Source organism: Rhodococcoides sp. S146-33, assembly GCF_059489205.1.
On record NZ_JCAJWY010000002.1, the window covers coordinates 683,230 to 695,712 of the forward strand.

Genomic DNA, 12,483 nt, shown 5'->3' on the forward strand with positions numbered 1-12,483 from the left:
GTCAGCGGTCGCGCGCGGCGTCCTCGGCGATGTCTGCTGCGGCCGTGACGGCTGCGTCGGTCGGTACCACGGTATGTGCCAGCTCTCGTGCTGCACTTCTGGCCGCATCGGTCGTGATGTCGGTAATTCCTTGTAGCAGAACGGATTCGGACAAGGCCGAGAACTTCGTGCTCGATCCGGCCCCTATTCGGCGAAGCGCAGCTCCCCAGAACGGCTGGTCGGCGCTGAACCAGCACACGAGCGTCGGAAGGCCTGCGCGCGCGCTGGCGGCCGTCGTACCGGCACCGCCGTGGTGGACAGCGGCAAGGCACCGCGGGAACACGCTCGCATGATCGACCGATTCGACGATCATGATGTTCTGATTCATCTGAGCTGCAGTTGATTCAGCACCGGTGAGATCGCTCCAACCGGCACAGATGAGGGCCCGTAGGCCCAGCTGTGTCGTTACGTTGTCGATCATGCGCAACAGCGCTGCTGGGTCGGGAACCGGCATGCTGCCGAAGCCGAAGTAGACCGGCGCGGGACCCGCGTGCAGCCATTGCGCGAGTGCGGGATCGGCTTCCAGTCGCCCGGTGCTCAGCCCGAGAAACCCGACGAACGGACGCAGCGGTCCCCACTGCTCGGCCAGCCCGGGAAAGAGCGCCGACTCGTAGGCCTGTATTTCGACGCCGCCGTACCGCTCGGATCGTCTGGGTAACGAATCACGAGTGGGTGCCAACCCCAGGGCTTTTCTCTGGATATTTTCGCGAGTCTTCATCGACTTCCAACGCAGTGCCTCGGCCAGCGCCCACGTCGATCGGTTGACAATGGCCGGCAGTGTGGCCCCTGGAATCACCGGGACGACACCGTTTCGTCGGAGCGGGCAATAGTGCAGCGCCACAAAGGCATTGCCGGTTGCCTCGGCCATGTTGAACGCCATCTCCTGCCCCAGTGAGCCGGTGACGATCGCGTCGCTGCCCTCCGACATCTGCGCGAGTTGGGCCGTCATCTGGTCCCAACCGTGATTGGCCAATTCCGCCAGCGCCGTCATTCGAGTCCGCGGGTTCGCCGACTTGATCCGCACCCGGATGAGCTCCGACTCCAACAGGCGGTGGGTGTCCGGGCCGAACGAGACCACGTGCACACGTTCGTGATCAGCTGTGTTCGAGCGGGCGAAGTCCACAAGATTAGGGGGTGCGCCGAACACCACATCGTGCCCGCGACGAGCAAGCTCCACACCGAGCGCCACGCCGGGTGTCACGTCACCGCGGCTCCCGTTGAAGGGCATCACGAACTTCATACGGTCCTTCGCAGCACGTCGACTTCGGATCGAAGACAACTTATCAGTACCGTCTGCCTCGGTTCGATACGGAAAACTTATGGCGGGAAACACAATTGCGCCCCACCTGCGTGCGTACGCCCACAGCGATAGGCTCTCGTGGTGGAAAGACTGACGTACGACGACGACCTCTTCCTCCGCATGGAGTGCGTTCTCGGGGTACCCGTGGTCAATCAGATCGTCTGGCGATTCGATCGGCCGGTCTCGGTCCACGCACTCGACGCGATGTGGCATCTGCTCGCCGCGGGCCCTATCGATCGATCCGTTCGGCGGGTGCGAGTCCCCGGAGCACGTGACAGTTGGACCGCGGCCCGCAGACCGGCCGATCCCGTCGTCGTCGACGCTCCGATTGCGCGCGCAGCAGTCGACCGCTGGATCGAGGACGAGGCCGCTGTGCGATTGGACCCGATCCAGGGGCCTGCGTGGCGGTTGTCCGCCACAGCGGTCGAAGACGGCGGCACGATCGTGTCCTTGGTGGGTTCGCACGTCGTCGGCGACGGAGGAGCTCTGACCTCGGCCGCCGCCTCCGCGCTGGCCGGACGCGCGGTTCCCGACGATTTCGAGAGAGTGGGACTCGACCACTCCGACTCCGTGTCGGCTCGCTCGGGTGCCGACATCGTCGACGGTGTCGGTCGGATCGGTGCGGCGCTCACGGGTGCGGCCCGAGCTGTCGGCGGTGCCGCGGTGGATGCGGTGCGAGCATGCACCACGGGCTCCGGCTCGGTATCCATCGACGCGAAGGCGGACCGCCCGCGCGTGATGGTGGCACCGGCGGAGGGTGCGTGGGTACCGAGCACCGTCGTCGTCGATTGCATGTCTGCGGACTGGACTGCGGCCGCAGCGAGCAAAGGCGGCAGCTCCAACAGCCTGCTGGTTGCTGTCGTACTCGGCATCCTGACTCGCAGTGGACGAATCGGCACGGACGAGAAGGTTCGGGTCGCGCTCCCGGTCAGCACCAGGAGAGTGGGAGATCGGCGAGCCAATGCGACATCCGGCGTCTCGATCCACGTAGATGCGGGAGCGGCGTACCGCGACGATCTGCGTGCAATACGAGCAGCGAGCAAACAGGCATTCCGAGCCCAGGCGGACCGGACCGTCACGACGACCTTCGAGCTACTCAAACCCTTGATGCAACTGCTGCCCGACGCGATCGTGGCCAAACTTGCCGCATCCGGATCGGCACCGCTGTGCTTGTGTTCGAACCTCGGCAACCGAGGTGTCGCGCTGCGCTCCATCGGGGGTGTCGACGCCACCTCAGTGGCTATGAGGTCGATCACACAGAACACCGATGTGACCCTGCTGCGGCGGACCGGCGGCGGCGTCAGCGCGTGGTGGAACGAATCGGGCGATCGTGCGACCTTGTGCGTGACCGGGCTCGATCCGGACAGATTCCCCAGCAAGGAACACCTGCGCGGGCTCGTCGAGGCGGAGTACGACAGTTGGGCTCTGACGCCCGAATTCTGGTGACCTCGAGACACCTCACAAATGTGGGTGCAGACGGATTTTCGCCCGGATCCCCGGTGCCGCTATGCTTGCCGACTGTTCGAGTGTTCGGTCAGGTGTGAGAAAAGGAGCGATCCATGGCAGTGGTCGTGTTGTTCGGGTCCGAGACCGGTACGGCCGAAGATGTCGCCGACAAGATTGCGGACGTTCTGAGCGATCATGACGCCGAGGTACGCGACATGCTCGAGTACGAGGTGTCCGATATAGACACGGACGACGTCCACGTGATCATCTGCTCCACCTACGGCGACGGCGAACTCCCCACCGGTGCAGAGCCCTTCTTCGATGCACTGGTCGAAGATGCCCCTGACCTCGCGGGGCTCCAGTTCGCAGTGTTCGGACTGGGCGACCGGGTCTACGAGGACACCTTCAACCGCGGCGGCGAGATCATTGCAGAGAAGCTCACCGAGCTCGGTGGCAAGCAGATCGGCAGCCATGCTCGGCACGACAGCTCGTCCAACATCAAGCCGAAGACCATGGCCGAGGAGTGGGCTCGCGAACTGATCGACCTGCTGCCCTGACCCAGGCGCGGCTACGACGAGGCTCGACCCCACAGCTCGGCCAAGGACGTCCCCACTCGGGTTAACAGGGTTCGTACCAGCGGTAGGCCTATGCCGATCACGGAGGACGGGTCGCCCTCGACGCGGTCCACGAACCAGCCTCCGAGCCCGTCCAGGGTGAAGGCCCCGGCGACCAGAAGCGGCTCACCGGAGGCAAGGTAGGCCTCGAGGTCCACCGCCGACGGTGTCGCGAAATGCACGACGGTCGAACTGTGCGCTGCGGCCTGCGCCACAACCTCGCCGGCCGTCACTCGAAGAACTGCATGGCCGGTCAGCAATTCACCGCTGTTCCCCGCCATCGACTGCCATCGTTCCCGCGCCACCTCGACCGATTGCGGCTTGCCGTGGAGCTCGCCGCCGATCGACAGCATCGAATCGCAGCCCACGATCACAAGGTCGTGCGATGAGTCCGTGAATGTCTCGGCCACAGCGGCCGCCTTGGCTCTGGCCAACTCCGTCACCACTGTTTCCGGAGACGCCGACGGCCCGAGGGCCTCGGTGAGCGCGTCTTCGTCCACACCCGATACCTGGACGATCGGCTCGACGCCGGCTCCGCGCAGCACCGACAAGCGGGCCGGGGAAGCAGACGCCAGGACCAGACGTACAGGACGCCGCTCGGCCTCCGGAAGTGGCACAGTCACCGCGAGTAGCGGCCCGAGGCTGCGTACGAGTACGCCGACTGGGGCGCGAAGCGGCGATGAAGCAGCTCCGGCGAACCCCACAGCTCCGCGGGCCGGGAATCGCCCACCGATGCGGGTCCACCCTGCGCAGCGGTCAACACTGCCACCAGCGCGGCAAGGTCCTCGTCGCTCGGGTTGCCCTTCACCACGCGAACGTGCGGAGACGCGGCGGATGTCCCGTCCTCCGCTGCCACGACCTCTGCGCTCATAGCGTCATGATTCGCTTCGTAGCTCGCTGCGTCATGATTCGCTTCGCCGCTCATAGTGGGATGTTTCCGTGCTTCTTGGGTGGGAGGGTGACTTGTTTGCGTTCGAGCAGTCGGAGCGCGGTCACGATCTGCCCACGAGTGTGACTGGGCGGGATGACGGCATCGAGGTACCCGCGTTCGGCCGCGACATACGGGTTGACGAGGGTGTCCTCGTACTCCTGCTGCAACGTCAAGCGCAACGCATCGACATCCTCACCGTTCTTCGCGGCCTCGAGCAACTGCTTGCGATAGACGAACCCGACCGCACCCGAAGCCCCCATCACCGCGATCTGCGCCGTCGGCCACGCCAAATTCACATCGGCACCCATGTGCTTGGACCCCATCACGTCGTACGCCCCGCCATACGCTTTACGGGTGATGACGGTGATCTTCCCGACCGTCGCCTCCCCGTAGGCATACAACAACTTCGCACCCCGCCGAATGATCCCGTTGAACTCCTGCCCCGTCCCGGGCAGGAACCCCGGCACATCCACCAACGTGATGATCGGAACGTTGAAACAATCACACGTACGCACGAACCGCGCCGCCTTCTCCGAGGCATCGATATCCAACGTCCCCGCGAACTGGGTGGGCTGGTTGGCCACGATCCCCACCGACCGGCCGTCGACCCGCCCGAACCCGACGATGATGTTGCGGGCCCGCCCCTCCTGCACTTCCAGGAATTCGTCGTCGTCGAGGATCCGGCGAATCACCTCGTGCATGTCGTACGGAGTGTTCGGCGAATCCGGAATCAACGTATCGAGCTCGAGATCCTCCGCCGTCAGACAATCCTCGATCGCCCCGACAACCGGGTCCGAGGGCACCGTCCGCGGCGCGTCGGCACGATTGTTCGACGGTAGGTACGACAGGAGGTCTCGTACGTATTCGAGGGCGTCGTGCTCCCCGGACGCGACGTAATGCGCGACCCCGGACTTCTCCATGTGGGTGTGCGCGCCACCGAGTTCTTCCATGGTGACGTTCTCCCCGGTGACGGTCTTGATGACATCGGGGCCGGTGACGAACATCTGGGACGTGCCGTCGACCATGACCACGAAATCGGTCAGGGCGGGCGAATACACGTGCCCACCGGCGGCGGGGCCCATGATCAGCGAGATCTGCGGGATCACCCCGGACGCGCGGACGTTGCGGTGGAAGATCTCCCCGTACAACCCGAGCGAGACCACCCCTTCCTGGATGCGGGCCCCGGCACCTTCGTTGATCCCCACCAGGGGACGTCCGGTCTTGACCGCCAAATCCATGACCTTGACGATCTTCTCGCCGTAGATCTCCCCGAGGGAGCCACCGAAGACGGTCGCGTCCTGGGAGAACACGCACACATCACGGCCGTCGACCGTGCCGTAGCCGGTGACGACACCATCGCCGAGGGGGCGGTTGTCTCCCAACCCGAAGTTCTGGGACCGGTGCCGCGCCAACGCATCGAGTTCGACGAACGAGCCCTCGTCGAGCAGGGCGGTGATCCGCTCGCGCGCAGTCAACTTGCCCTTCGCGTGGACCCGCTCCACCGCCGCCTCACCCGAGGGATGCTCCGCACCCGCGAGACGTTTACGAAGATCGGCCAATTTACCCGCAGTGGTATGGATATCGGGTGTTTCGGCCGACCCGGGTGCAGTGGAATCCTGGACGCTGGTCATGGGGCAACACTTTAACTGCGGGTGTGATCTGCGACCCGACCGAGGGTGGTTCGCCGACGATGTCCGTCGTTGCCGAGCCCATATGCTGGTGCTCATGTGGACAAACCTCGATCGCCCACCCCTCGACGTCCGCGCACTTCGTCGGGCACTGGTGGACGGACCGCAGGCGTCATGGTCACGTCTGGACGTCGTGGCCGAAACCGGTTCGACCAATGCCGACCTGGTGGCCGGGGCAGCGAACTACGCCGACCGGACCGCACTGATCGCCGAGCACCAGGACAACGGGCGCGGTCGGCACTCGAGATCGTTCTCCGGCGCGCCCCGGTCGCAGATCCTCTTGTCGATGCTGCTGAAGTTCCCGGGGATCGATCCCGCGGTACTCGGATGGCTGCCGTTGATGACCGGAATCGCGCTGGTAGACGCGTTGCGGACCGTCGGCGAAGTGGATGCGCGACTGAAGTGGCCCAACGACGTCCTCATCGAAGGCAAGAAGGTCTCGGGCATCCTTGCCGAGGTTGCTGCGCACGGACCGTCCCCGACGGTGGTCATCGGGCTCGGAGTCAACGTGTCGATGACCGCGGACGAGTTGCCGGTGTCCACGGCCACGTCGCTCGCTCTCCAGAACGCAGCGGTTCTGGATCGCGACACCTTGGTGCGCGCGATTCTGCGCGGGGTGGCCGCAGAAGTGGACTCGTGGCGTGACTCGAACTGGACGACCGATGTGCTCGCACACCGGTACCGGGATCGGTGCGGCACCATCGGTCAACGCGTTCGGGTCGATCTTCCCGGCGGCGAGGAGAAGTTCGGCACTGCCGTCGACGTCGACGAGCACGGCAGAATGGTCATCGAGTTGGAGCACCCCGGCGCAGGTCGGCTGGCGGTCGCGGCCGGTGACGTCACTCATCTCAGGCCCGTCACGTGAGACCATCTCAGCTCGACGGATGCAGTAGCGAGTAGTCAGGAGTGCACGTGGGGTATCCACAAGATGCGTTGGCAGACGAGGAAGAGCTCCTGCTCCATCATCACCCGCACTGGAAGATGCTGATCCTCCCGTCGATCACGTTCGTACTCGTCACAGGCGTCGCCGGTGTGGCGCTGGGCGTCGCGAGTGCGCGGCTCCAATCGACCGCCGCGAACATCGCCATGATCGCGGCAGCGGTGGTGTGGGCGGCGATAGTCGGGTGGCGTTGCTTGGTACCGCTGATCAGTTGGAAGTGCACCCACTTCATCGTCACCGACCGGCGTGTGTTGATTCGCCAGGGCGTGTTGACTCACTCCGGCATCGATATTCCGATGAGTCGAATCAGCAACGTGCAGTTCCGCCACGGCCTGCTCGATCGGATGCTGGGCACCGGAACACTCATCATTGCCTCGGCGTCGGACGATCCACTCGAGTTCGACGACATTCCGCACGTCCAACGTGTCCATTCCCTGCTCTACCAGCAGGTATTCGACTCGATGGAGTATCGCCGCGAGTCCGTGCACGGTCGAGAGGCTGCATTCGAGCCGATGGTCGACGATGTGCAGGCAGAATCCAAGCCCGGATGGCGCGTCGGGAAACGCAGGTAACACAGGCTGTTCTCACTTTCGATCCGTAGGGTGACCGATGTGACCGACGTGCTGCTTGCCGAAGACGACGAAGCTATCGCTGCGCCCCTGTCCCGTGCTCTCGGGCGGGAGGGGTACACGGTGACCGTCGAACAGACCGGCCCTGCCACCCTCCAACGCGCCTTGGACGGAAAATTCGATCTGCTGATCCTCGACCTGGGGCTACCGGGCATGGACGGACTCGAGGTGTGCCGGCAGGTGCGAGCCAACCGATCCGAGCTCGCCGTACTCATGCTCACTGCGCGAACCGACGAGGTCGATTTTGTCGTCGGCCTCGATGCAGGCGCAGACGATTACGTGGGCAAGCCCTTCCGGCTCGCCGAGCTCATGGCGCGTGTGCGTGCCCTACTCCGCCGCCGAGGAGCGGGGGAGGACTCGCCGATCGAGGTCGGAGCCATTCGCCTCGAGCCGGCGGCCCGCCGCGTCCTCGTCGGTGGCACCGAGATCTCGCTCGCGAACAAAGAGTACGAACTGCTGAAGGTCCTGCTCGATCACGCGGGCCAAGTGGTCTCCCGCGATGTGATTCTGCGCGAGGTGTGGGGCGATGCCGAGCTGCGCGGATCCAAGACTCTCGATATGCACATGTCCTGGTTGCGTCGCAAGATCGGCGACGAGGGACCCGTTGCCGAGCGGCGTATCGCGACGGTGCGCGGCGTCGGATTCCGCATCAACAGCGACTAGTCGTCCATGCGGCGTCGAATTCTGGTCTCGATTCTTGCTGTCGTCGTGATGACGGCACTGTTGCTCGGCTTACCCCTGATGTACACGGCGTGGTTGTGGGTCGAGGATTTCACCCGTAACGACCTGCAGGCCCGTCTCGACCGGATGGCGAACGAGATCATCTCGCAGGAGGGCTCAGCAGGTCTGATCGAAGGCCAACTCGACATCGGTTCGCTGCGGTTGGCGATCCCCCAGGGGGGACGGCTGGTGGTCATCTACCCGACCCCCGAGGATGCCGCGTCGCGAGCAGACATCGGTCAGGCCTTCGTGGATCGGCCACTCGTGGAGTCGTTGTCGATGGGTACCTCGGGTTCGCTGCGACTCGAAGTGCCGTCCGACGACATGCGTTCCCTTCAACGCCAGGCGCTCGGAGCGGTGACTCTCGTTGTACTCGCGTCCGCGATGGCAGGCACGGTCGTCGCGGTTCTGACGGCCAAGCGATTGGCCGATCCGCTGCAGGACGTAGCCCGGCGCGCCGCTCGACTTGCCGAGGGTGACTTCCGGCCGGACCCACGACGGCACGGGATTGCCGAGCTCGACCGAGTCTCGGAAGTACTCGACTCTGCCACCGTCGAGATCGCCGGCCGTCTGCAGCGTGAACACACGCTGGTCGCCGACGTCTCTCACCAGCTTCGCAGCCGCTTGACGGCGGTCCGGCTACGGCTGGACGAAATCTCCACGTACCCGGATCCGGCGGTGGTGGACGAGGCAAACGAGGCGATGGACCAGGTCGATCGGTTGACGCTCGCCATCGATGAGCTCGTTCGGTCCTCCCGCAGTGACGGTGCGGCCGGCGCACACGAAGTCTCGGTCATCGAGGAACTGACCGGCACCGTCGTCGAATGGCAGCGCAATTTCGAGGACGCTGGCCGCAACCTGGAGCTCAAGGGCGATATGGACCTCAAGGCGTCGGTGACGGGATCACGCCTGCGAGAAGCGGTGTCGGTGTTGGTCGACAATTCCCTGGTGCACGGCGACGGAACCTGCACAGTCGCGGTGAGGGCAGTCTCGGCGGTCGAAAGCACCGATCGACGGCGAGAACGACTGGTCTGCGTGGAGGTGTCCGACGAGGGGCCGGGCGTGAGCAACGAACTCGCGCCACACATCTTCGATCGCGGATTTTCTGGTGCCGGATCCACCGGTGTCGGGCTGGCGTTGGCCCGGGCTCTGATCGAAGCGGACGGCGGGAGGCTGGAATTGCAACGTCGTCGACCAGCGCTGTTCTCGGTGTTCATACCTGCGTGGCGTGAACCGTCGCCTGCGGTCGCGCGCCGAGAACCGCGTTGAGACCGGTCAGGGCTGGTCGAGTGCGTCTGCAGCGCCGGTAGGGTCATCGTTGCGTTCGGCGTCGATCTCGAGGATCGTGCGCGCATTCTCCTCGGGAAATGCGAAACGCCTCAGCGCCCAGAACCGGAACGCCATCTGGAGAAGATTGCCGATGATGTAGTTCAGGACGAAGTCGATGATGACGACCATAGTCAGGGACTCGCTGGTGTCGCGGATGTCGAAGATATTGTTCGCGATCCACAGGGGACCGGCAGCAATGAGCACACCGACTCCGCTGATGCCGAAGAAGAGCAGGGCCTCGTGGTGTCTCTCGCGTCCGCCGCGGTGTTTGAAGGCCCATTCGCGGTTGAGGAAGTAACTCAGCATGGTCGCGAGCACGCCCGAGATGATCTTGGCAATCACCGGCTTCTGCTCGAGCACCGTCAGACTCAGCGAGTAGAAGATCACGAGGTCGAAGACCATCGTCGTGCCACCCACGATGGCGAATTTGATCAGCTCGCTGTGCCGAATCGCAAGGTCCCTGATGGGCTTGGGTAAGCGTCGAAGCACGCTGTCGATCGTCGGCACAACGGTGAAGTCTACGAAACGTACGACCGATCCGACGAACCGACGCTCTGATCATCAGGGTTTCCACAGGTCCCCGCCGAGTCGGCAGTCTCGTGTGCGGCTGCCGGTTCGGACCGAAGGCGCACGACATGACACCATGGTGAGCCGTGACAGGTACCGAACCTCGCCCCACAGCTGCGCGCCCGTCGTCGACCGGAATGCCAGTGGTCACGATGATCGGCGGCGGTCAGCTCGCACGAATGACCCATCAATCCGCCATCGAGCTCGGGCAGACGCTTCGGGTTCTGGCCGCGGGCTCGGACGAGCCCGCGGCGCAGGTCAGTCCCGATGTCGTATTCGGGCATCACGACGACCTCGAGGCGCTGCGCACCGCGGCGACCGGTTCCAATGCGCTCACGTTCGACCACGAGCACGTGCCGACCGAGCACCTCGAGACTCTCGTGGCCGAAGGCGTCAACGTACAGCCGCCACCGAGCGCGCTGATCTTCGCGCAGGACAAACTGAGGATGCGGCGCAAGCTGGCAGAACTGGGCGCGCCCGGCCCCGCCTACGCGGAGGTCGCGTGGGCGCAGGACGCCATCGCGTTCGGGGACGAGCACGGGTGGCCGGTGGTCCTCAAGGCCGTCCGCGGCGGATACGACGGGCGCGGTGTCTGGATGCCCGCAGACGCCGAGGAAGCAGAGGCGATCGTCACCGCTCAGCTCGACCTGGGTGTACCGCTCATGGTGGAGGAGAAGGTCGCCATGCGCCGCGAGTTGTCGGCCATGGTCGCGCGATCGCCGTTCGGCCAGGGTGCCGCGTGGCCCGTCGTGCAGACCGTGCAGCGCAACGGCCAGTGCGCCGTCGTGCTGGCACCTGCTCCCGATCTGGACGAGGACGTCGCCACCTTCGCCGGCCGGCTCGCACTCGACATCGCAGGTGCGCTCGGTGTCGTAGGAGATCTGGCGGTCGAGCTGTTCGAGACCACCTCGGGCAAGCTGCTGGTCAACGAGCTCGCCATGAGGCCGCACAATTCCGGACACTGGACCATGGACGGGTGCCGTACCTCGCAGTTCGAGCAGCATCTACGTGCGGTGCTGGACTATCCGCTCGGAAACACCGACCCACTTGCTCCGCTGACGGTGATGGCCAACATTCTGGGCGCGCCGGAGGCACCCGAGATGACGATGGACGAACGGCTGCATCACCTGTTCGCCCGCATGCCCGATGCGAAGGTGCACCTGTACGGGAAGGGTGAGCGCAAGGACCGCAAGATCGGCCACGTCAATATTTTGGGCTCGTCGTCCGGTTCCCTCACCGATCCCGCATACGTGGCCGCGGTGCGTGAGCGGGCCGAACGTGCCGCGCACTGGATGTCGCACGCCGAATGGACCGACGGATGGGATCCACACGATGACTGACAACTCCACTATCGCTGAGGCCGGGCCTGCACATGAGGGTCGTTCCGCAGGCTCCACTCCTGCCGTAGGCCTGATCATGGGCAGCGATTCCGACTGGCCGACGATGGAGGCCGCTGCAGAAGCCTTGGCCGAGTTCGGTATTCGGTTCGAGGTCGGTGTCGTCTCGGCCCACCGAACCCCGCAGCGGATGCTCGACTATGCCCGCGAGGCCGCTGGTCGTGGCATCAGGGTGATCATCGCCGGTGCCGGGGGAGCGGCGCACCTGCCCGGCATGGTGGCGTCGGCGACGCCACTGCCGGTCATCGGGGTGCCGGTACCGCTGAAGTATCTCGACGGTATGGATTCGCTGCTCTCGATAGTGCAGATGCCTGCGGGCGTTCCCGTGGCCACGGTGTCCATCGGCGGTGCCCGCAACGCGGGGCTGCTCGCTGTACGGATTCTGGGTGCGTCCGATCCCGCGCTGCAAGAACGAATGTCCGCGTTCCAGGCGTCACTCGAGGCCATGGTGTTGGAGAAGGACAAAGCTCTCCGCACCACGTTGTTGGGATGAGTGCGGCTGTGTCTCGGCACGAGCTGATTCGGCGAGCCGGACGGGGCCGGTGGCAGTCGATGCTGGTGACACGGCTGGCGTTGGTCTACGCGCGTGTATGGCGCGGAACCGCGCACTTCGACGACGAGTTCTCGATTTTCGTCTGCACCGGCCTGCGCGGCGGGTTCGGTCGTGGCGGAACGACATTCGGTGGTGCCTACCTGACGAAAGGCAACACCGGCCGTCGGGTGTTGCGGCACGAGGCCGTGCATGCGGATCAGTGGGCGCGTTTCGGGTTGACGTTCCCGTTTCGATACCTCGCCGAGGAAACGCGGCATCGTGGGGCCGCGAACAAGTACGAAATCCAGGCGGGTCTCGCAGACGGCGGTTACCGGCAGCCCGGGTGAGTAC

General features: G+C 64.9%; 14 protein-coding genes. 9 read left to right on the top strand and 5 right to left on the bottom strand.

Annotated features, from left to right (window positions below):
• Position 1: 1 nt before the first annotated feature.
• The gene (locus AC5WEY_RS11680) at positions 2–1,279 is read right to left on the bottom strand and encodes a glycosyltransferase (RefSeq protein WP_495646021.1); all 1,278 of its coding nucleotides are present in this window, start codon (positions 1,277–1,279) and stop codon (positions 2–4) included.
• A 141-nt stretch (positions 1,280–1,420) separates the two neighbouring features.
• Between AC5WEY_RS11680 and AC5WEY_RS11685 the strand changes: the two genes are divergently transcribed.
• On the top strand, positions 1,421–2,785 hold the full coding sequence (locus tag AC5WEY_RS11685) for a hypothetical protein (protein ID WP_495646022.1): 1,365 nt from the start codon (positions 1,421–1,423) through the stop codon (positions 2,783–2,785).
• A gap of 113 nt (positions 2,786–2,898) precedes the next feature.
• Positions 2,899–3,342: a flavodoxin domain-containing protein gene (locus tag AC5WEY_RS11690; RefSeq protein WP_057478207.1), complete on the top strand. Its 444-nt coding sequence runs from the start codon at positions 2,899–2,901 to the stop codon at positions 3,340–3,342.
• An 11-nt stretch (positions 3,343–3,353) separates the two neighbouring features.
• Here AC5WEY_RS11690 and AC5WEY_RS11695 read toward each other — a convergent pair whose 3' ends face one another.
• Genes AC5WEY_RS11695 through AC5WEY_RS11705 form a run of 3 tightly spaced genes read right to left on the bottom strand, consistent with a single transcriptional unit; the run spans position 3,354 to position 5,961 of the window.
• A complete protein-coding gene (locus AC5WEY_RS11695) occupies positions 3,354–4,016 on the bottom strand; it encodes a Maf family protein (protein WP_495646534.1) in 663 nt (220 codons plus the stop codon).
• Positions 4,017–4,018: 2 nt separating this feature from the next.
• Entirely contained in the window at positions 4,019–4,270 is a 252-nt protein-coding gene (locus AC5WEY_RS11700) for an acyl-CoA carboxylase epsilon subunit (RefSeq protein ID WP_495646023.1), read from the bottom strand.
• Positions 4,271–4,320: 50 nt separating this feature from the next.
• On the bottom strand, positions 4,321–5,961 hold the full coding sequence (locus AC5WEY_RS11705; protein WP_495646024.1) for an acyl-CoA carboxylase subunit beta: 1,641 nt from the start codon (positions 5,959–5,961) through the stop codon (positions 4,321–4,323).
• Between the two features lie 94 nt (positions 5,962–6,055).
• Here AC5WEY_RS11705 and AC5WEY_RS11710 point away from each other — a divergent pair, with 94 nt between their 5' ends.
• From AC5WEY_RS11710 to AC5WEY_RS11725, 4 genes are read left to right on the top strand one after another with little or no spacing between them, the layout of a single operon-like run.
• Positions 6,056–6,883: a biotin--[acetyl-CoA-carboxylase] ligase gene (locus AC5WEY_RS11710; RefSeq protein ID WP_495646025.1), complete on the top strand. Its 828-nt coding sequence runs from the start codon at positions 6,056–6,058 to the stop codon at positions 6,881–6,883.
• A 47-nt stretch (positions 6,884–6,930) separates the two neighbouring features.
• A complete protein-coding gene (locus AC5WEY_RS11715) occupies positions 6,931–7,530 on the top strand; it encodes a PH domain-containing protein (protein ID WP_495646026.1) in 600 nt (199 codons plus the stop codon).
• Between the two features lie 39 nt (positions 7,531–7,569).
• Positions 7,570–8,250 (top strand): response regulator transcription factor, encoded by a 681-nt coding sequence (locus tag AC5WEY_RS11720; protein ID WP_032378125.1) that lies wholly within the window; start codon positions 7,570–7,572, stop codon positions 8,248–8,250.
• Positions 8,251–8,256: 6 nt separating this feature from the next.
• Positions 8,257–9,576 (top strand): sensor histidine kinase, encoded by a 1,320-nt coding sequence (locus AC5WEY_RS11725; RefSeq protein WP_495646027.1) that lies wholly within the window; start codon positions 8,257–8,259, stop codon positions 9,574–9,576.
• A 6-nt stretch (positions 9,577–9,582) separates the two neighbouring features.
• Here the strand turns inward: AC5WEY_RS11725 and AC5WEY_RS11730 are convergent, their stop codons facing one another.
• Positions 9,583–10,143, bottom strand: a complete 561-nt coding sequence (locus AC5WEY_RS11730) for a GtrA family protein (protein WP_495646028.1) — start codon at positions 10,141–10,143, stop codon at positions 9,583–9,585.
• 146 nt (positions 10,144–10,289) lie between these two features.
• On the opposite strand from AC5WEY_RS11730, the gene AC5WEY_RS11735 reads away from it, so the two are divergent.
• From AC5WEY_RS11735 to AC5WEY_RS11745, 3 genes are all read left to right on the top strand, one after another.
• Positions 10,290–11,543, top strand: a complete 1,254-nt coding sequence (locus AC5WEY_RS11735) for a 5-(carboxyamino)imidazole ribonucleotide synthase (protein WP_495646029.1) — start codon at positions 10,290–10,292, stop codon at positions 11,541–11,543.
• 76 nt (positions 11,544–11,619) lie between these two features.
• Positions 11,620–12,093: a 5-(carboxyamino)imidazole ribonucleotide mutase gene (gene purE, locus AC5WEY_RS11740; protein ID WP_057477451.1), complete on the top strand. Its 474-nt coding sequence runs from the start codon at positions 11,620–11,622 to the stop codon at positions 12,091–12,093.
• Positions 12,090–12,479 carry a hypothetical protein gene (locus AC5WEY_RS11745; protein ID WP_495646030.1) on the top strand — a complete coding sequence of 130 codons (390 nt, stop codon included), beginning with the start codon at positions 12,090–12,092 and terminating at the stop codon, positions 12,477–12,479. The genes purE and AC5WEY_RS11745 overlap by 4 nt, the downstream gene beginning before the upstream one ends.
• Positions 12,480–12,483: the final 4 nt, after the last annotated feature.